The 17,343-nt window shown below is 37.1% G+C and carries 26 protein-coding genes; 12 read left to right on the forward strand and 14 right to left on the reverse strand.

Features of this window, described 5'->3' with window-relative positions; genetic code table 11:
- Both cysP and GMD78_RS18825 read right to left on the reverse strand, forming a co-directional pair.
- The gene (gene cysP / locus GMD78_RS18820) at positions 1-1,077 is read right to left on the reverse strand and encodes a sulfate permease (protein ID WP_155671151.1); all 1,077 of its coding nucleotides are present in this window, start codon (positions 1,075-1,077) and stop codon (positions 1-3) included.
- A 16-nt stretch (positions 1,078-1,093) separates the two neighbouring features.
- On the reverse strand, positions 1,094-1,804 hold the full coding sequence (locus tag GMD78_RS18825; protein WP_155671153.1) for a phosphoadenylyl-sulfate reductase: 711 nt from the start codon (positions 1,802-1,804) through the stop codon (positions 1,094-1,096).
- A 263-nt stretch (positions 1,805-2,067) separates the two neighbouring features.
- Here GMD78_RS18825 and GMD78_RS18830 point away from each other — a divergent pair, with 263 nt between their 5' ends.
- The 4 genes from GMD78_RS18830 to GMD78_RS18845 all read left to right on the forward strand — a co-directional run bounded on the left by GMD78_RS18830 (position 2,068) and on the right by GMD78_RS18845 (position 4,708).
- Entirely contained in the window at positions 2,068-2,763 is a 696-nt protein-coding gene (locus GMD78_RS18830) for a 2-phosphosulfolactate phosphatase (RefSeq protein ID WP_155671155.1), read from the forward strand.
- Complete coding sequence (locus GMD78_RS18835; protein WP_155671157.1) at positions 2,760-3,518, forward strand: phosphosulfolactate synthase; 759 nt, start codon at positions 2,760-2,762, stop codon at positions 3,516-3,518. The genes GMD78_RS18830 and GMD78_RS18835 overlap by 4 nt, the downstream gene beginning before the upstream one ends.
- A 25-nt stretch (positions 3,519-3,543) precedes the next feature.
- Positions 3,544-3,942, forward strand: coding sequence for a VOC family protein (locus GMD78_RS18840; protein WP_155671159.1), 399 nt, complete (start codon positions 3,544-3,546; stop codon positions 3,940-3,942).
- A 151-nt stretch (positions 3,943-4,093) separates the two neighbouring features.
- The gene (locus GMD78_RS18845; RefSeq protein WP_155671161.1) at positions 4,094-4,708 is read left to right on the forward strand and encodes a YitT family protein; all 615 of its coding nucleotides are present in this window, start codon (positions 4,094-4,096) and stop codon (positions 4,706-4,708) included.
- A gap of 2 nt (positions 4,709-4,710) precedes the next feature.
- On the opposite strand, the gene GMD78_RS18850 is transcribed toward GMD78_RS18845, so the two are convergent.
- The 5 genes from GMD78_RS18850 to GMD78_RS18870 form a co-directional block, all read right to left on the reverse strand.
- Positions 4,711-4,923, reverse strand: coding sequence for a hypothetical protein (locus GMD78_RS18850; protein WP_155671163.1), 213 nt, complete (start codon positions 4,921-4,923; stop codon positions 4,711-4,713).
- 69 nt (positions 4,924-4,992) lie between these two features.
- Complete coding sequence (locus GMD78_RS18855) at positions 4,993-6,210, reverse strand: MFS transporter (RefSeq protein ID WP_155671238.1); 1,218 nt, start codon at positions 6,208-6,210, stop codon at positions 4,993-4,995.
- Between the two features lie 66 nt (positions 6,211-6,276).
- Entirely contained in the window at positions 6,277-6,777 is a 501-nt protein-coding gene (locus GMD78_RS18860) for a DUF3231 family protein (protein WP_155671165.1), read from the reverse strand.
- Positions 6,778-6,922: 145 nt separating this feature from the next.
- Positions 6,923-7,198 (reverse strand): YqhV family protein, encoded by a 276-nt coding sequence (locus tag GMD78_RS18865; RefSeq protein ID WP_155671167.1) that lies wholly within the window; start codon positions 7,196-7,198, stop codon positions 6,923-6,925.
- 144 nt (positions 7,199-7,342) lie between these two features.
- Positions 7,343-8,044: a YetF domain-containing protein gene (locus tag GMD78_RS18870; RefSeq protein WP_155671240.1), complete on the reverse strand. Its 702-nt coding sequence runs from the start codon at positions 8,042-8,044 to the stop codon at positions 7,343-7,345.
- A gap of 229 nt (positions 8,045-8,273) precedes the next feature.
- Here GMD78_RS18870 and GMD78_RS18875 point away from each other — a divergent pair, with 229 nt between their 5' ends.
- The 3 genes from GMD78_RS18875 to GMD78_RS18885 all read left to right on the forward strand — a co-directional run bounded on the left by GMD78_RS18875 (position 8,274) and on the right by GMD78_RS18885 (position 11,770).
- Entirely contained in the window at positions 8,274-8,900 is a 627-nt protein-coding gene (locus GMD78_RS18875) for a transporter (RefSeq protein WP_155671169.1), read from the forward strand.
- A gap of 103 nt (positions 8,901-9,003) precedes the next feature.
- Positions 9,004-9,660, forward strand: coding sequence for a DUF3889 domain-containing protein (locus GMD78_RS18880; RefSeq protein ID WP_155671171.1), 657 nt, complete (start codon positions 9,004-9,006; stop codon positions 9,658-9,660).
- A gap of 154 nt (positions 9,661-9,814) precedes the next feature.
- Entirely contained in the window at positions 9,815-11,770 is a 1,956-nt protein-coding gene (locus tag GMD78_RS18885) for an elongation factor G (protein ID WP_155671173.1), read from the forward strand.
- A gap of 201 nt (positions 11,771-11,971) precedes the next feature.
- Here GMD78_RS18885 and GMD78_RS18890 read toward each other — a convergent pair whose 3' ends face one another.
- From GMD78_RS18890 to GMD78_RS18900, 3 genes are all read right to left on the reverse strand, one after another.
- On the reverse strand, positions 11,972-12,112 hold the full coding sequence (locus tag GMD78_RS18890) for a YjcZ family sporulation protein (RefSeq protein WP_155671175.1): 141 nt from the start codon (positions 12,110-12,112) through the stop codon (positions 11,972-11,974).
- 43 nt (positions 12,113-12,155) lie between these two features.
- Positions 12,156-12,266 (reverse strand): YjcZ family sporulation protein, encoded by a 111-nt coding sequence (locus GMD78_RS18895; protein ID WP_425495066.1) that lies wholly within the window; start codon positions 12,264-12,266, stop codon positions 12,156-12,158.
- Positions 12,267-12,396: 130 nt separating this feature from the next.
- Positions 12,397-12,507 (reverse strand): YjcZ family sporulation protein, encoded by a 111-nt coding sequence (locus GMD78_RS18900; RefSeq protein ID WP_155671179.1) that lies wholly within the window; start codon positions 12,505-12,507, stop codon positions 12,397-12,399.
- Positions 12,508-12,706: 199 nt separating this feature from the next.
- Between GMD78_RS18900 and GMD78_RS18905 the strand changes: the two genes are divergently transcribed.
- A complete protein-coding gene (locus GMD78_RS18905; protein ID WP_155671181.1) occupies positions 12,707-12,961 on the forward strand; it encodes a hypothetical protein in 255 nt (84 codons plus the stop codon).
- A 159-nt stretch (positions 12,962-13,120) separates the two neighbouring features.
- Here the strand turns inward: GMD78_RS18905 and GMD78_RS18910 are convergent, their stop codons facing one another.
- Entirely contained in the window at positions 13,121-13,270 is a 150-nt protein-coding gene (locus GMD78_RS18910) for a YjcZ family sporulation protein (protein WP_155671183.1), read from the reverse strand.
- Positions 13,271-13,312: 42 nt separating this feature from the next.
- Positions 13,313-13,423, reverse strand: a complete 111-nt coding sequence (locus GMD78_RS18915) for a YjcZ family sporulation protein (RefSeq protein WP_155671185.1) — start codon at positions 13,421-13,423, stop codon at positions 13,313-13,315.
- Between the two features lie 204 nt (positions 13,424-13,627).
- Here GMD78_RS18915 and GMD78_RS18920 point away from each other — a divergent pair, with 204 nt between their 5' ends.
- A complete protein-coding gene (locus GMD78_RS18920; RefSeq protein WP_155671187.1) occupies positions 13,628-13,894 on the forward strand; it encodes a hypothetical protein in 267 nt (88 codons plus the stop codon).
- A 405-nt stretch (positions 13,895-14,299) separates the two neighbouring features.
- Here GMD78_RS18920 and GMD78_RS18925 read toward each other — a convergent pair whose 3' ends face one another.
- Complete coding sequence (locus GMD78_RS18925) at positions 14,300-15,085, reverse strand: DUF2268 domain-containing putative Zn-dependent protease (protein ID WP_155671189.1); 786 nt, start codon at positions 15,083-15,085, stop codon at positions 14,300-14,302.
- A 168-nt stretch (positions 15,086-15,253) separates the two neighbouring features.
- Between GMD78_RS18925 and GMD78_RS18930 the strand changes: the two genes are divergently transcribed.
- The 3 genes from GMD78_RS18930 to GMD78_RS18940 all read left to right on the forward strand — a co-directional run bounded on the left by GMD78_RS18930 (position 15,254) and on the right by GMD78_RS18940 (position 16,745).
- Positions 15,254-15,478 carry a YppG family protein gene (locus GMD78_RS18930; RefSeq protein ID WP_155671191.1) on the forward strand — a complete coding sequence of 75 codons (225 nt, stop codon included), beginning with the start codon at positions 15,254-15,256 and terminating at the stop codon, positions 15,476-15,478.
- A gap of 61 nt (positions 15,479-15,539) precedes the next feature.
- Positions 15,540-16,253 carry a class I SAM-dependent methyltransferase gene (locus GMD78_RS18935; protein ID WP_155671193.1) on the forward strand — a complete coding sequence of 238 codons (714 nt, stop codon included), beginning with the start codon at positions 15,540-15,542 and terminating at the stop codon, positions 16,251-16,253.
- A 51-nt stretch (positions 16,254-16,304) separates the two neighbouring features.
- Positions 16,305-16,745, forward strand: coding sequence for a GNAT family N-acetyltransferase (locus tag GMD78_RS18940; protein ID WP_343042437.1), 441 nt, complete (start codon positions 16,305-16,307; stop codon positions 16,743-16,745).
- A gap of 58 nt (positions 16,746-16,803) precedes the next feature.
- On the opposite strand, the gene GMD78_RS18945 is transcribed toward GMD78_RS18940, so the two are convergent.
- A complete protein-coding gene (locus GMD78_RS18945; RefSeq protein ID WP_155671195.1) occupies positions 16,804-17,259 on the reverse strand; it encodes an Hsp20/alpha crystallin family protein in 456 nt (151 codons plus the stop codon).
- Positions 17,260-17,343: the final 84 nt, after the last annotated feature.

The raw sequence follows: 17,343 nt of genomic DNA on the forward strand, positions 1-17,343 counted from the left end.
TTAACTACCTCCTAATTTTTTCGGTACAACTTTTTCTTTATATAAAGGTCGACTTTTAAATCCTCGCTGCCATATGCCAACTGCATAAATAATGGCCACAAGAATGAAAATCATAGTTAAACCAGAATAATCATCTCGTATGAAAATCTTCACAAGGTTATAGGAAAGAATTAAAGAAAAGAATGGGGATAAAACCCATGTTTTAACCAGTTTGGTAATGATCGACTTTTTAAATAAGGCTTTTCCATGTGCAGACACACCGACACCTAAAATACTACACGTGGTTATTTGGGTGTGGGGGACAGGAATACCAAAGATTGATGCAATAATCACAAGTGTGGCTCCAATTCCAGACACGGCACCGCCCTGTAAAAGAGTTAATTTGGTAATTTTTTTTCCGTTCGTTTCGATTACTTTTCCTCCGAGAAATATTGCTCCTAGGGCTACAAAAATTCCACCATAAAATGTTCCTTGTTCGATGGATAGTAAGCCTGCAGCAACAAGAGGACCTACTGAATTCGCCACATTATTCATTCCAGCTGAAAATGCTTCTAAAAAACCAGTGAGGATAACAGCTATAGCAAGGAGTTTGGTACTTTTTCCTTGTAAAGTGGGTTGCAGGCGTTGAATTCCTTTGTTTGTGATAAAAGCTAGTAAAAAGGCGATGAATGGAACGAATAACCAGAACAAAACAATCATTAGAAGAGTATTTACATACAAAACCTGAAAAGCTATGCCGACACCTACTACTGCTCCTACGGTTACCTCACTTGTGGATAAAGGAATTCCACTTAGGTTTGCGATGAAAAGGGAGATGGATGCAGATGAAAGGATGATTAGAGCAATTTTAATGGAGATCATATGGTCGGGAACAATCTCTGAACCTAGTGTTTTGACTACTTCTCCTCCGCCTAAAATAGCACCTAAAAAAACCCCAATTCCACAAATGAGCAGTGCCATTTTTCTATTGCTAACAGCTTTTGAACCATAGGCAATTCCCATGGAAGCAGCTGCTCCACTTGCCCCAATATTGATTGCAAAAAAGAAAGCCACGAAAAATAAAAGTATGATGATCATTGAACACAATCCTTACTTATGCCTGGTGCAGGCCGCACTCTTTTTTTTCAAAATTCACCCATCTACCTGCGCGTGAGTCGTCTCCGTTTCTGACAGGAAGGGTACACATCTCACAGCCAATACTTGGATAGTTTTGATCATGCAGTTCGTTATATGGTAAATCATTTAGTTTAATATAGTCCCAAACATCCTCCCATGACCAATGGATTAATGGGCAGATTTTAACTCGTTTAAACCGCTCATCCTTGTTAATGTACTCCGTGTTTTTTCTAGTTATCGATTGTTCACGTCGTAATCCAGAGATCCATGCATCAACTTTTGATAATTCATTTTCTAGCGGTTGGATTTTGCGAATGCTACAACATAAATTAGGATTACGTTCCCATAACGATTCTCCAAACTGTTTTGTTTGTTCATCTAGCGTTAAGGACGGCTTCACAATATTTAAATCAAGCTTAGGATATTTTTGTTTGACCTTCTCAATTAGAGTATAGGTTTCCGTAAAATGTAAGTCGGTATCAAGAAAAACAATATTAGCATGCGGATTGACTTTGGAGATTAGATCAATTAATACGATCCCTTCAGCTCCAAAGCTACAAGAATATACGATTTTATCTTCGTAGACGCTATAAGCCCATTTGATAACATCCATAAAATCCTTTAATTCATGATTAAGCTGGTCTTGGAATTGATCATCCCAGTTTTCGTACGTTAATTTTTTCTCCATATACTTCCCCCGCTTTGCTTATTCGACAAGTTCTAAGTGTTAAAACAATTAACCTAGGTATTTGCCTTAAATCAATGTATTCAATCTATTGGGCGATTGTTAAAAGGATAAGAGCCCATTTTTGCTGGAAGGGTAGATTTTTAAAACAAATGGAGGTGTACGTACCCTTAACTGTTTTTAAAGTTGTAACGAAAAATAAATAGGCGAATATACTTGGTGTATGTGGTTGAAGTCAATTTTAAGAGAACTAGGAGAGTAACAAAATGGATATTCGAATATATCAAGGAAGTGACGCTATAGAAACGGAAGCAAAAGTTACCGTTGTGATTGATGTGATTCGAGCATTTACCGTAGCTCATTATGCTTTTTTACAAGGAGTAAAGGAAATCTATCTTGTGGAAACGGTTGAACATGCCTTTCGTATGAAAGAAAAAAACCCAGATTTTGTGTTGGCAGGTGAAGTAAATGGATTAGCCATTGATGAATTTGATTTGGATAATTCACCCTCCCATATTCAAGAAGAAGAATTAACAGGGAAAACGCTTGTTCAGAAGACAACAAACGGTGTTCGAGCTACATTAAACAATTTATCCTCCAACCATCTATTTGTTACTGGATTTACCAATGCGAGAAAGACGGCTGAATTTATTCGAGATAACCTATTGCCTGGGAACAACGAGATTGTTCATATTATCGCCTCCCATCCGAGTGGAGATGATGATTATGCTTGTGCGGAGTTTATGAAACAAATTATGGAAGGGGACTCTGTTCTTATTTCAGCCCATGAGGTGATAGATCGAATAATACACGCTCATGTGGCTGAAAAATTCTTTGATGAATACAATACAGCATTTAATCGAGAAGATATCATGTATTGCATAGAAGAATTAGATACCAATTTTGTGATGAAAGTGGATCAAACGAGTAAGATTCCAAAGATTGAGAGGGTTCAACTATGAGAGAAACAGGTTTAATGCTGCCATTTAGAGAAACGAAACCACGAGAGAATGGGTTAACCATACTAATAGACAATGGGGCTCCTTTAAACTTGTTTAAGGATACCATTCAAAGTTCTAAGGACTACATTGACTTTGTTAAGTTTGGGTGGGGGACATCCTTGATTACGAGTTATTTGGAACAAAAAATTGATTGGTTACAGGAACAGGGAATCGAATTCTTTTTTGGCGGTACGTTATTTGAAAAATTCCTTAGTCAAGATAAAGTAGGGGAGTATTACGAGTTCTGTAAAAAGATGGACTGTCATTTTGTAGAGGTTTCAAATGGAACAGTTGATATTTCAAATCAAGAGAAAGCTTTATATATTAAAGAATTTGCAGATGAATTTGTGGTTTTTAGCGAGGTTGGTAATAAGGATGAGTTAAGGGCAAGTGGGAAAGATTCAGCAGAATGGCTAGAACATATACATGAGGATTTTGAAGCCGGGGCCACGAAGGTTATTACAGAAGCAAGAGAAAGTGGAACAAGTGGCATTTGTATGGCGAATGGTGAAATTCGTTTAGACATTTTTGATTTGATCAAGGGATCTGGTATTCCGTTTGAAAGAATTATTTTCGAAGCTCCTAATAAAAAGCTGCAAACATTCTTTATCGAGCAGGTAGGTCCAAATGTCAACCTTGCAAATATTGCTTTGAATGATGTTATATCAGTAGAAACGCTCCGTCTTGGATTGCGTTCCGATACATTTAATGTTTAGAAGAAATGCGGGGAGGAGTAATAGCATGCGAGAAACAAATAAAGTGTTTCATTTAGCTATTCCATGTAAGGAGCTTGATGAAACGGTAACATTTTATGAAAAATTAGGATGTAGGTTGGCTAGAAGATATGATGATCGTGTAACCTTTGATTTTTTTGGGGATCAAGTAGTTTGTCATTTAAGCCCTGAAAACGTAGACAGGGAACCAACTATGTATCCTCGTCACTTTGGAGTTACGTTTTTGGAAAAGGAAGAGTATGATCAAACATTAGAATATGCAATCAAAGAAGAGTTACCCTTTTTTAAAAAACCGATGGTACGATTTAAAGGAAAACAAGAAGAGCATATGACCTTCTTCTTAATTGACCCAGCTAATAACTTGCTAGAATTTAAATATTATCACGACACGAGTATGGTCTACTAAACAAGCTAGGAAGTTCCAGAAAAGTGGAGTGCCAAGTGCCTGTCACTTGTCGAATTTCGACAAGTGACAGGCACTTGTTCTTTTTTCTGGTGGTTTTGAATAGGTTAGTAGGGGTTGTTTGAATAAATTGGGTTTTGATAGGGAGTTGCTCATGAGACCATTTTGGAAGAAACATGGACTAGTTATGCTCGGGGGTATATGTCAGGGATTTGGAATGGGGGTATTTTTATTTCCTCAGTCCATTCCGTCTGGTGGCGCCGGTGGAATTGCAATATTGTTAAACCACTTTCTTCAAATAAATATGGGGCCAGCTCTTTGGATTGTGAACTTTTCCCTCATGTTACTGGGTATTAAATACCTTGGTAAACGATTTACATTATGGACGCTCATCGGAATAACGATGACATCCTTAGCTATTGATTTTTTTGAAACACATTTTGTTATTACCCACCGAAACCTTATGTATGATCTTGTGATCGGATCGTTTTTTCTTGGGACAGGCATTGGAATCCTCATGCGGAATAATGTTTCCAACGGTGGCGTTGGTGTTGTTGCAGTGATGATATCTCATGGAAGAAATATACTTCCCGGAAAACCTCTATTTTACATGAACTCCGTTATATTTTTAATTACTGCAGCAGTAATTAGCTGGGAAATCATCTTTTTAGCGTTGATTAGCCAATGGATATCAACGACAGTTATTGATCTTGTTTGTCGAATAGATATTCCTCGTTCCTACAGCTTTGGGTGGAGAAAGAAACCTTAAGTTTAATGTAGTAAAATTTGATAATCATGCTGTTGCAGTGTAATTGCTATTCGCTCTTTTGAAATCTGTTTATCATTATACTCAATTTTCAATTCACCATCATCCGTGTCTATGAGGACTCGTTCGATGCCACCAAGCTCATGTAAAATATCTTCAATTTCTTGAATAGTTGGACCTGATGTTGCTTCTTTTACATAAAAGGTGATCTCGTTCATCTGAATCTTCTCCTTCCTACATGTAAAATTGTAATGTAGTGTTACATTTATTTGCAATAATTCACATTCTTAAACATACTTATACCGAAATTTCGTCTTTTTATTTTTCTTCCCATCTTTCCCTTTCACATGCAGTAACAGTAATACGAGTAGGCCAATAAGCAAGGTGAAGGTTGCAAGTGATACAAACATCCCGGTACGTGACCAATCCATTAACCGGGAAAAAATGGGTGGCCCGAGAGCGACTCCAAGAAATCGTACAGATCCGTATAACGAGGTAACAAATCCTCTTCTTTCTTTGCCTACTGCTCCAGTAATTAAGCTATTGACACATGGTAAAATTAATCCAGCCCCTACACTACTGATTGCTAACACTGCCAAAAATGGAACAATTTTTTCTAAAAATACAAGAGAGCCATAGGAAATCGTCATAAATGCGAACCCTAATAGCTGTAGCTTTTTCATTTTTTCAAAATTTTTACCAATCTTACTTCCAGTAATATAAGACGTTGTAACCATTACAAGTAATGGAATAGCGAGGATTAATCCCTTCATAACTCCATCAATCTCGTACTTTGTCTCCAATTTATCAGATAGGAAAAATAATATTCCAAACAACGTAAACAAACATGTCCCACCTGCTAGATAGGTTGTAAATAGCCATCTTCCTTCATGTTTAAAAACACTAAACAGTCCATGTGCATATTTCTTAAACGGAGGTGGTGCCTGGCGATTGCTTTTTTCTTTTACAAAAATGAATACAAGGATTAATGACACAAGTGTAATTACAGGAAAAGCGAAAAATACAGAATGCCACACTAATAATCCTAGCAAGGACCCTATGATAGGGGATAATACTTTACCTAATCCGTTCGATGCTTCAAATATCCCAAGCACACGACTTTGTTCTCCACCTTTAAATAAATCCCCTGTAAGTGCCATGGCCACAGGCGCAGTTCCTGCTGCACCAATTCCTTGGAGAGTTCTCCCAATAAGTATCCAAGCGTATGCATTCGAAAAAAAAGCTGCGGCTAACCCAGCCAGCAGTCCGCCAAGTCCAAATAGGATTAACGATGGTATGATGACCACTTTTCTAGAAAAACGATCAGACAGGTAACCGACAATGGGAATAAAGATTGCTCCAGCTATGGAAAAAACGGTTATCGTTAGACTGACTTTCATTTGAGAGATGTCTAAAGATGATTTCATATCCGGAAAGATAGGTATTAACATGGAATTTCCAAGGGTCATGATTAGAGGAATGGACCCTATTGCAGCGATAACCATACCTTTATTTTTGGGTTTCACAATTTCTCTACTCCTTGTTTTTCCTAGGTTACAAATCAGAAATGGTTACTTTATGTTTATTGGTGGTGGTACGATCCACCCTTTTTCTTTTGTGAGTTGTAATAGTTTTACTTCATTTTCCTCTTTTTGTGTATGGAAATCTCCAAACATGTCACGTATATCTTCTCGGTGAGCTATTCCCATCACATAACTACACGTCATTTTTCCAGTTATTAATTCCTTTTGTACTAGCGCAGCAATTTCAGGGTCGTTAAATCTTGCGCCTGCTGGAATATCCTGTACTTCAACATTAGGGCGATCTGGTGGTGCTGGTGGTAAACGTATCCCAGTTTCTTTTAGTAATGATTCAACCTGTTTAGCTTCTTGAGTAAAGACGCTTTCAACAAGGTCTTCTAACAACGTCTTTAAATCATGATCTCCTGAGTGATTAATCAGTACTTGCATTGTAACTAAGTGTGCTTTCATATGGAATAAATAAGTCCACAAGTGAAAAACCTCTCCTGAATGAAGTGGTTCTTCCTCTGGTTTTCCGCCTAGAACTCCCATTTATCTCACTCCCTATAACATGTGTCTATAGTTTTCCTAAATAAAAGAAAAATATGTTTGTTGGTGAAAATTATTAGAATGTAATGCGGACAAGGGGCCATTACAAGTGGTAAACAAGAGGATAGGGAGGTGGTGAAAGTAAGAATTAACTACTTTTCACACCATAGATAATACAGGCGACACCAAGAAAAATCCAAAAAAACTTTTTAAATGATAATTGATCAGCAATTCCGAATAGACCAATTGTAGTAGTTAGAAGCAATACAAGTGGTCCAATGAAAGCAAGCGAGCTATTTATAATCAATGCTTTTTCAACGCTATTATATCGAAGCATTAATAATGCTGCAGATATCTCAATGAATCCAGATAATACACGAAGTAGTGCCATACCTATAACTGCTTTATGAAACAGCAAAAACATTCTTTTTCCCCCTAGAATACAAGTTACTTTTTTATGTATATGCACTACTTGTACACCTGAGGACGAATTTAGTAAGATTTTCTAAAAAAATTTCTGTTACATAAGACGGGAAACAAGACCGCTACGGACGCAATAATTCATTTTTTAATAATTCATATTATCATTTTTGATATCGATATATATCGAACCATCCTGCTGTACCTCAGCATAAAAAACCTCTTCAATAGAAGAAACTTCTGCTTGTTTAAGTTGCTGTCTAACCCAACTTTCACTTAGATCTAATCGTTTTAAGTTATTCATATTGATTTTGCCATCGGAAATAATTTCTGTTGCAGTTGGATAAATCTTTTTTGTTGAAGTTAAAATGTTTAAATCTCCTTTGGTAATTGGTAGTTTACTGTCCTTCAATCGTACCGAAAGATTTCCGCTTGATTCAAAGATGGCATAGTCCACATCTTTAATTGAAAAAACCTTGTTAATCCTTAATAAGGAATTTAATGAATCCATATCCAGTCTAGTTTTTCGCAAGGCACCTTCCATAACCATTCCATTTTTAATGACTATAATTGGTTCTCCAGTTGTAATTTTACGAGCATTTTTAAACTTAATATCTATAACATCCATTACTAGAGTATATATAGTCCAAGCGATAAGAGCTAGTATGCCATTTCTTATACTGAAGCTTTGATCAGTCACAAGTGCAGCCGCAATGGATCCGATAGCAATTGCTGAAACAAGATTAAAAAATGTCATTTGACTAATTTCTTTTCTACCCATGATTCTAGCTAGCGTAAATAACACAACAAATGAAAGAAATCCTCGTAGAAATAATTCGGTTATCTCCATATCCTTACCTGCTTTCACAAATATTGTATGCATAGGATGCTTCATCCAATTAGTTTTATACGAGTATACAGAGTAATACGATGTAGTTATCGTTGGAGTGGCGGATAAGCGATAACAAGTAATAAGTAAAACGGAAAGTACAAGCTTTCTAATTTTTTGCTGGAGGGATGCACGAATATTTATTTTCCAATATAATAGATGGAAATAGAAATTTAAGAGGGGAATCGTTTTGCAAAAATTTTTAAAAGCAATGTATGAAAGTATTATGGTTCTACTCGTAATGCTAACCATTATCACGTTATGGACGCAAAATACGTATAATTCCACTATAAACTGGGTGGTTTGGTTTGTATTTTTTGTAGATTTTTTGATTAGATTCTTACTTTCGGAGGAAAAGTGGATCTTTATTAAGAAAAATCCATTTTTAGTAATTGCCATTATTCCATTTGATCAGTTTTTCCAGGTTGCTAGAATTGTACGGATCTTTTACTTTTTCCGAATTAAAACAATTGCTAAATACTATATTCTACCTTATGTGAATAAAATGAATTTCCAATCGCTTACATTAATTGTACTTTTTCTTCTGGCATTATTCTTTATGGAAGGAATCGTTATCTTGAATGTAGAGGAAACAGTTCAATCCTATATAGATGCATTGTATGTCATTATTGGGCATATGTTATTTTTTGGCCATGAAATATTTGTGATTCATCATTCACTATCTATTTGGTTGCTTACGATTACCTCCGTTTTAGGGATTGTGATTCAAGGAGTTGCTCTTCAGTGGGGTTTTTCCAAAGTAGAATGGTTGTACAAGAAAACCAAACATAGTTGGGATTCAAAACGTGCTAGTTAATAAGAAACGAACAATTTTCTGGAAAAGAAAAAGGCTTTTGTCACGGGTCAACCTTTTGAATGCATATCTTATTTAAGGTTAGTCTTAAGATAGGAGGAAAATAATGTATTCAAGTTATCCATATTACCCATGTGTACCATATGCTTATTATCCAGATTATAGAGTTGCGTATGTTCCATATCCATATGGAACAACTAGTATGATTCCGACTACTTGGACACGTCAACAGCCAGTTAGCGGCCGTGCTACATGGACAGAAGGTGGACCAACAACTCAATGTGGGATCCCTTGGTCTACTAACGAATATATGACAGTAGCTGTTGGGCAGAATTCTCCATATCAGTGTGGACAGTCCATTAAAGTGAGAAATCCAGCAATTCCAGGTAGAGAAGTTATTGTAACTGTTGTTGATAAGGTTTCTAGCGGTGACGCTAGTCAGATTACTTTACACCGTAGAGCGTTTGAGGCATTAGGTGCTAATCCAGATATTGGAGTATTAAATGTAGAGATCATTGCTGATCCTGAGCTAGAGGAGGAGCGTTGGGGAAAATACTTATTAGAAGTTGTTCAAACAGCGTATCCTAATGCAAATGTAACAGAATACAATACGGTAGAAAAATCCCAAGTCTCAGCGACAGAAACAAAAGAAACGTATGACTTTATTTTACAGTCTCCAGAGGGCCAAATGACCGTTAGAGGGAATGTGGTATATAATCCTCAGACAAACAGAGTAATCTCCTTTGATCTTTCGGAGGTTTAATTAGCATGCCCCAAACCATTATGGTTTGGGGGTTTTTGTATGCTTGAGATTAGGTGAGTGCCAGCAATCACCATTAACCGGAGAAATCAACCTTCACCCGATAAAATCCTCTGTTATAATAGTAGAATCATAGTTACATATAGAGGGTGACGTAATGAATATTACTATTGGTGTTTTAGCACATGTAGATGCTGGAAAGACAACTTTTTCTGAGCAGCTGCTTTATCATACAAAAACCATTCGAAATAGAGGTCGAGTAGACCATAAAGATGCTTTTTTGGATAGTCATGAGATTGAAAAAGAGCGTGGTATTACAGTATTTGCTGACCAAGCAACGTTTTCCTATAATGATTCAACGTATTATTTAATTGATACTCCTGGTCATGTGGATTTTTCACCTGAAATGGAGCGTGCGATCCAAGTAATGGATTATGCAATTGTAATTATTAGTGCAGTGGAAGGTGTCGAAGGACATACAGAAACGGTATGGCAATTGCTTCAAAAACATAAAGTACCGACATTTTTCTTTATTAATAAAACAGATCGTGAAGGTGCAGATGTTGACAGCGTATTAGCTGAAATTCGAATAAATCTTACAGAAGATGCAGTTGATATAACCAAGTCCTATGATAACGGAAAAATGGATGAAGAATTAGTGGAGTTCATTGCTGAGCGAGATCAACAACTATTTGAAGCCTACATGGAGTCGGGCTATGAACAAAGCCTATGGCATAAGACATTTAAAACAATGATAAGAAAAAATATAGTCTACCCTTGTGTACATGGTTCAGCCTTAAAGGATGTAGGTGTTCATGAGTTTTTAGAAAAGTTAGATCTACTAACAGAAACTAGGTACTCGGATGAAGGTGATTTTTCTGGACAAGTCTATAAAATTCGCTATGACGAAAATGGGAATCGAGTATCGTTTATGAAAGCGTTAGGTGGTACCCTTTCAGTTCGTGACGAACTTTCCTATGGGAAGGGTGAGGAGCGAAAAACTGATAAAGTTACTCAAATACGAGTGTATAATGGAACGAAATATACGACGATCAATCAAGTATCTTCAGGAGAACTCTTTGCAGTAGTAGGATTATCAGATGCTGTAATTGGAGATGGAGTTGGTGTGAATGTGGAAAAAAGCATATTTGAACTGGTACCAACATTGAGGTCAAAAGTTGTTTTTGACCCGTCTATACCGGCAAAAGATATGCTGCAATGCTTTTGCAAACTAGATGCTGAGGACCCATCTTTACAGGTGATTTGGGATGAGCATTTTCAAGAGATACACATCCATGTTATGGGGGTTATCCAGCTTGAAGTGTTAGAGCAACTCATAAAAGAAAGATTCCATTATGACGTTTCCTTCCAAGTACCGGAAATTTTGTACAAGGAAACAATCGAAACCTCAGTTGTTGGGTATGGGCATTTTGAACCTTTAGGGCATTATGCTGAAGTTCACCTTAAATTAGAACCTGCCCCTAGAGGTACTGGAGTAACATTTAATAATGATTGTCATGCAAATGATCTGTCAGTAGGGAGTCAGAATTTAGTTCGGAAACATTTAGTTGAAAGGGATCATCATGGATTACTGACGGGTTCACCCATAACGGATGTTGAAATTACCTTACTTACTGGACGTGCCCATCATCAACATACTTCTGGTGGTGATTTTCGTGAAGCGACATTACGGGCATTAAGACAAGGGCTAGAACAAGCACAAAATATACTCCTTGAACCTTACTATAACTTTAAAATAAAAGTTGGAATCGATGAAATAGGTAGGGTTTTATCAGATATTCAACAAGCATCTGGGACATTTAATGCTCCTAAAACGGTTGATGATAAGACAGTGGTTACAGGTAGAGTTCCAGTAGCCACCTTTATGAATTATCAAAAAGAGTTTGCTTCATTCACACATGGAAAAGGAATATTAAATCTTAGGTTTGCAGGATATGACCGTTGTCATAATGAAGCAGATGTTATTCATAAAATGGACTACCGAAAAGATGCGGACCCTGAGTATTCCTCAAACTCCATTTTTTGCGCGAAAGGAAAAGGATATACGGTTCCATGGGATCAGGCGAAAAAGCAGATGCATTGTTTGAGCTGATTAGAAAACTTGGCATTCGCCAAGCCTTTATGGTGAATGCCCTAGTTGCACTTATGCAGGATAGGAAAGTTTATACTTTCTTAACTGCTAAAGAAGGAGGTCGGTCTACGACCAACCTCCTTAAGATTGTAGGAACATGAGTAAATGGAAAAATGTAGTAAAGCCTAACTACTATATCGGTAGTTAGGCTTTACGTTTACCTTACAACCAAGCAGCACCAACAATGATTAGTAGGATGAATAATACAACGATTAGTGCAAAACCACCGCCGTATCCATAGCCAGCTCCTCCTACTGGTGCTCCATAGCCGTAACCACAATGATGACCATATCCAAATGACATAACACAATTCCTCCTTGTTTTAGTAATTTTTTAAATGTGAAAATTAATAACCAACGTAAGCTGTTCCAACAATAATTAGTAAAATGAACAACACTACAATTAACGCGAAACCTCCGCCATAGCCATATCCTGCTCCAGCAACAGCTTCACCCATTAATAACACCTCCATGTGCTATTTGCTAATACTATATGAGAGTTGCCCTAGTTTTGTATGGGACAGTGTCCCAATTTGCCTAATTTGGGCTACTCTTTCCTAGTCATTCAATCAGATTGTTTTTAAAAGATTAGTAGCCAACGAAAGCTGTTCCAACAATAATTAGTAGAATAAATAGCACTACAATTAATGCGAAACCTCCGCCATAGCCAAATCCTGCTCCAGCAACAGCTTCACCCATTACATAACACCTCCATGTGTCATTTGTTAATACTATATGTAATACGCCCGATCTTGATATGGAAAATGTCACGAATTCTAAAAATGGGCTCTTTAGTATATGAATCTCTTCCGCTATTCCCCTAATGCATCTATCCATTACGACATTTTATATTGCAACATACAATGTCATATAGCTCATGTATAATGGAGGTGAGAGTATGTCAGCAGGGCATTATTTTGAACTGTGTAATCGGTATAAGGGGAGAGCTGTGGAAATAAGAACGAGAGATGGTAGAGTTCATCGTGGAATCATCCAGCATGTAGATCATAGAAAGGTATATTTACAACCAATGGGTGGTGCTGGTGGCCTTGGAGGCTATGGATATGGCTTTTTCGGTTTTAGAGGATTTGGCCTTGGGATTGCACTAGGCTCAATTTTTACACTTGCATTACTTCCTTGGTTCTTTATTTAAGAACCAGATATTCTATAACTACCAACTTCCTCATCAAAGAAGCATCCCATATTACGAATAAGCACGTAATATGGGATTATTTTTTATCTAACTTGTCCAAAAAAGTGAGTAAAAACACAGTCACTCACAAGTGACTGTGTTTAAATGGAAGTTTTGAAATTATAACCATGCTGCTCCAACAATGATAAGAAGGATGAACAATACAACAATTAATGCAAATCCTCCGCCATAGCCAGCACCATAGCCAGCGCCGTATCCAGCTCCGGCTCCAGCTGCGCCATAGCCATATCCACCATATCCAAATGACATAAGAAAAACCCTCCTAATTAAATATTTTAGTTAATCGGTAAATTAATACCCTACATAAGCTGTTCCAATAATGATTAATAGTATAAACAGCACTACAATTAAGGCGAACCCTCCGCCATATCCGTATCCAGCTCCAGCAACTGCACCACCCATTACTTCAACACCTCCATAACCATTTGTTAATAATATACGCAGATAAATAATGTGTGATATGGATAGAATCCTAATTTGACCTAAATTGGGCTTAGGTAATAATAAACGGATGGATATTCCGCTGTTAACTCAGTCTATCTATCCTTACCATGCTTCAGATTTACACATACGATATGATAAGGCTCATCATATGGGGGTGAAAAAATGTCTGTTGGATATTATCATGGCCTTTGCAGGCAGTGTACGGGAAGAGCTGTTGAAATTAGAACCCATGATGGAGGTGTCCATCGTGGAATTGTTCAAGGTGTGGATCGACGAAAGGTTTACTTGCGTCCACTTGACGGAAGACGCCATTTAGGAGGATATGGATACGGATTTGGCGGTTTTGGTGGTTTTGGAGGCTTTGGAGGTTTTGGCCTTGGTCTAGGCTCCATTGCAGCCTTAACTTTGTTGCCGTTTTTATTCATTTAATCAAAAAATAACTGCTTAGAAAATGCTAGAAAAAAACTATAGCACTCTATTCTAAAGACGGATGATTCAGGATAAGGAAGTTTAGGATGTTACTGGATCATAATTCGTAGTAAACTACGCAGTAACATATCCTTTGAAATACGTTGGTTGAAAACTAAGACGGAATGTAACGCTTGCACACCGCTCCGAAAATACACTTCGCTTTCTGCGGGCGGCTGGTGAGCCTCCTCATGCTGACGCACTGTGCGGCTCACCGATGCCTTTTTTTCCGCAGGCCAAAGGATGGTTACGTCAGAGTTAGTTCAGATTTTTCATTGATTAATACACTTTTGTCTCAGTTACTATCTACCTATAATCCTAGAGATAAAGTAACTAGCAGAATACATCTATTTAGGAAAACGTTCTTTATTCATTTGCAATTTGAGCAATTTCCTCTGATGACTTACCTAATAAATCTTTGCATCTCAATTCAGTCTTGGTTAAATATTTATTAACTAAATGATAGCCAACACAGTAGCCAGCCATTCTAGGCTGAAACTTGAGCCCATATAATAATTCCGGATGTTTTCGATGATTTTTAGGAAGATCTTTATGAGGATAAATAATCTGCTTCCATATTTTCTCTGCTTCATCCTCGGTATAATAGGATGTCCAGTTTGCTGTATAATCTTCGCCTAATCGCTCCCGAACAGCATTTTCAGCTAAACCCTCCAATATAATGGTATCCAATAATACATAATCCTCTTCTGGCTTTGAATAGACGGATAATCGACAAACATGATTATACTCATGGGTAAATAACGCCTGTATTTCTTTTACCGAATTATCCTCTGAAAGAAATAAAAATAACTTATCGTTAAACGCCAGTCCTGATTTTCCATTATATTCAGCATTCATTGTACGATTAGTTGTATCGGAAGGTAAAATTAGAATTGGAATATCTGGACCATTCCACTTCTTCTGAAGCTTTCGTTCTTCCCATTTAATGATATCCCAGAATCTTTTATCTTGTAGTCCTTGTACAATTTCTTCTCCATGCTTACTCGGTCTCCGGTACATACCATTAATGGCTAAATGCTGATAAATCTCTGAAGCAGAAGCACCACTAAAATAATCCTCGATTCTTTCGCATAGTTTTAACGGGTCTTCGTAATCGTTCAACAACCATTGATCCGTTTCAATGACGCTCATAGCCACACCCCTCTACATTAACTTCATCTAATAACTTATGATACTGTTTTGCCACCAGTTACAAGAATTTCATACACAATTTTATTTATATGGGACAGCGACCCTTTTCAATAATATATTCAATGAATAATATATAGTAGATTTTTTAAAACTTAGGAGGTGTGTTGTATGTTTCCAGGAAGACCGGGACGACCGATGCCACCATACCCGCCAATGCCACCTGGAAGACCACCGTTTCCAGGACAGCAACAATCCAACCGACCGAATTTACTGTCTTTGTTTCAGGATCCAGATGGAAACCTAGATCTTGAAAAAATTTCAACCACTGCACAACAAATTAATAGTATTTATGGTCAGGTTAGTCCGTTAATTTCCCAATTCTTCAAGCGATAAGTGGAACAAGTCACTATTAAAATCATAAGATGATGTAACCAAAATAGAAGGCGGGGCAGGAATGAATTATTCGTATATGGATTGTTTAGCAGAGTTAGGAATAGGGGGGGCACATCCTGGTGGGCTTCCTTTGACCAAACAGCTTCTATCGCAAGTACCCATTCAGGATGGAACCACTGTTTTAGATGCTGGGTGTGGTACTGGTCGATCTTCTGCATATGTGAAAGAACATTTTGCTTGTCAGGTAACAGCATTGGATAACCATCAAACGATGGTAAAAAAAGCAAAGCAACGATTTTTGTCTCACAATCTCCCAATTGAAGTACAGCACGGAAGTACAGAGAGTCTTCCGTTTGAGAAAAGCACATTTGATATTATCCTTTCTGAATCCGTCATAGCATTTACGGATGCATCACGAACAGTGAATGAATTTTCCCGGGTATTAAAACCAACCGGGGTATTACTTGCTGTTGAGATGGTAGTAGAAAAAGCAATTCCTATGAAGGAAGTCAATGAAATTAAGGAATTTTACGGGTTATCCGAATTATTAACCGTTGACGAATGGGATAGCTTATTTCAACAAGCAGGTTTTCAAGACAGAAAAATTTTAACGTTTACTTCACAGTTTGATGCACATGACCCAGATCATGCACCAGAATTCCTTTTATCAGAAAATCTTGATGATGTACATTTCGATATATTAAAGGAACATGAACAGTTAATTGAAAAATATAAGGATGTTTTAGGCTATCGAATGTTCCGATGTACGGTTTAAACGTAGTAAAAACCTTAATCCGTTCAATTTCTAGGAAGGGGATGATTGTGAGTGACCATTAGAAAAGCAACATTCGATGAAACGCAGAGGATTTTAGACTATGCGTTAGTCGTTTTAAAAGAATCCACCATGGGATTTGTTAAACCTAGAGTTGAAATAGCTAATCTGATTATGGCCCCAATATTAGCAGATGGTGGTTATTATTTAATTTATGAAAAAAACCGTACCATTCATGGATGGATTGGCGTTGGGACTATATATGATAGCTATTCGGAGGAAGTGGTAGGTACCATTCCAGAGGTTTATGTATTTCCAGCTTACCGTGGTCAAGGGGTTGCTGAAAAACTGTTCCATGAAGCGTTTCGTCATCTTAAAACAGAGAATGTTAATAAGGTGCAATTAAACGTGTTTGCGGGAAATCATGCCAAAAAACTGTATGAAAAAATAGGGTTTCATGATGTTTCTACACTGATGGAAAAAGATCTAGATTAGGATATATAAATGAAAAGCCGGCTTTCCATTTTAGGAACGACCGGCTTCTTATCTTTATTTACTCATGAATATCAAGGTATTTACGTTCGGAGTGTCTTTTTGGAATGGTTACTTTTAATAGGCCATCACGAAAAGATGCTTTTGTTTCTCTTTTAGGTATTTCAAATGGTAATGTGACAAATCGTTCTCTTTTTTGATAGGATTGTTGTTTATTGAAGTACGTATCCTCGTTATTTTTTTCTTCTATTACGGCGTGGTCTTCTACACCAATTCTTAGTTGGTTACCAATGATTTCAAGTTCAATTTGATCTCGTTTATATCCTGGTAATTCGGCTTCAACAATGAATTTGGAATCCGTTTCGCGCACATCTACCCAAAATGGTCTCAGGTTAAATTGTGAATTGATGTGCTTAAATGAATGATTGAAAAAAGAGTCCATTTGCCTCATAAAGTCATGAAGTGGTGTCATATCAATGTCGAATTTACTTGGAAGTTTATCTTTATTTGAAGCCATTGTTTCACCCCTTTTTTCAAGAATTTACACTATACATTATGCAAATCTTGAAAAATAGTAGTGGGCATTTACGGAATTTTCGTT

The organism is Ornithinibacillus caprae, from assembly GCF_009728145.1.
Lineage (GTDB): Bacteria > Bacillota > Bacilli > Bacillales > Amphibacillaceae > Ornithinibacillus > Ornithinibacillus caprae.

Bases quoted from the DNA above. Each gene is read 5' to 3' on its own strand.
- cysP (WP_155671151.1), bottom strand. From the start codon at position 1,077: ATGATCATCATACTTTTATTTTTCGTGGCTTTCTTTTTTGCAATCAAT.
- GMD78_RS18825 (WP_155671153.1), bottom strand. From the start codon at position 1,804: ATGGAGAAAAAATTAACGTACGAAAACTGGGATGATCAATTCCAAGAC.
- GMD78_RS18830 (WP_155671155.1), top strand. From the start codon at position 2,068: ATGGATATTCGAATATATCAAGGAAGTGACGCTATAGAAACGGAAGCA.
- GMD78_RS18835 (WP_155671157.1), top strand. From the start codon at position 2,760: ATGAGAGAAACAGGTTTAATGCTGCCATTTAGAGAAACGAAACCACGA.
- GMD78_RS18840 (WP_155671159.1), top strand. From the start codon at position 3,544: ATGCGAGAAACAAATAAAGTGTTTCATTTAGCTATTCCATGTAAGGAG.
- GMD78_RS18845 (WP_155671161.1), top strand. From the start codon at position 4,094: ATGAGACCATTTTGGAAGAAACATGGACTAGTTATGCTCGGGGGTATA.
- GMD78_RS18850 (WP_155671163.1), bottom strand. From the start codon at position 4,923: ATGAACGAGATCACCTTTTATGTAAAAGAAGCAACATCAGGTCCAACT.
- GMD78_RS18855 (WP_155671238.1), bottom strand. From the start codon at position 6,210: ATGGTTATCGCTGCAATAGGGTCCATTCCTCTAATCATGACCCTTGGA.
- GMD78_RS18860 (WP_155671165.1), bottom strand. From the start codon at position 6,777: ATGGGAGTTCTAGGCGGAAAACCAGAGGAAGAACCACTTCATTCAGGA.
- GMD78_RS18865 (WP_155671167.1), bottom strand. From the start codon at position 7,198: ATGTTTTTGCTGTTTCATAAAGCAGTTATAGGTATGGCACTACTTCGT.
- GMD78_RS18870 (WP_155671240.1), bottom strand. From the start codon at position 8,044: ATGGAGATAACCGAATTATTTCTACGAGGATTTCTTTCATTTGTTGTG.
- GMD78_RS18880 (WP_155671171.1), top strand. From the start codon at position 9,004: ATGTATTCAAGTTATCCATATTACCCATGTGTACCATATGCTTATTAT.
- GMD78_RS18885 (WP_155671173.1), top strand. From the start codon at position 9,815: ATGAATATTACTATTGGTGTTTTAGCACATGTAGATGCTGGAAAGACA.
- GMD78_RS18890 (WP_155671175.1), bottom strand. From the start codon at position 12,112: ATGTCATTTGGATATGGTCATCATTGTGGTTACGGCTATGGAGCACCA.
- GMD78_RS18895 (WP_425495066.1), bottom strand. From the start codon at position 12,266: ATGGGTGAAGCTGTTGCTGGAGCAGGATATGGCTATGGCGGAGGTTTC.
- GMD78_RS18900 (WP_155671179.1), bottom strand. From the start codon at position 12,507: ATGGGTGAAGCTGTTGCTGGAGCAGGATTTGGCTATGGCGGAGGTTTC.
- GMD78_RS18905 (WP_155671181.1), top strand. From the start codon at position 12,707: ATGTCAGCAGGGCATTATTTTGAACTGTGTAATCGGTATAAGGGGAGA.
- GMD78_RS18910 (WP_155671183.1), bottom strand. From the start codon at position 13,270: ATGTCATTTGGATATGGTGGATATGGCTATGGCGCAGCTGGAGCCGGA.
- GMD78_RS18915 (WP_155671185.1), bottom strand. From the start codon at position 13,423: ATGGGTGGTGCAGTTGCTGGAGCTGGATACGGATATGGCGGAGGGTTC.
- GMD78_RS18920 (WP_155671187.1), top strand. From the start codon at position 13,628: ATGTCTGTTGGATATTATCATGGCCTTTGCAGGCAGTGTACGGGAAGA.
- GMD78_RS18925 (WP_155671189.1), bottom strand. From the start codon at position 15,085: ATGAGCGTCATTGAAACGGATCAATGGTTGTTGAACGATTACGAAGAC.
- GMD78_RS18930 (WP_155671191.1), top strand. From the start codon at position 15,254: ATGTTTCCAGGAAGACCGGGACGACCGATGCCACCATACCCGCCAATG.
- GMD78_RS18935 (WP_155671193.1), top strand. From the start codon at position 15,540: ATGAATTATTCGTATATGGATTGTTTAGCAGAGTTAGGAATAGGGGGG.
- GMD78_RS18945 (WP_155671195.1), bottom strand. From the start codon at position 17,259: ATGGCTTCAAATAAAGATAAACTTCCAAGTAAATTCGACATTGATATG.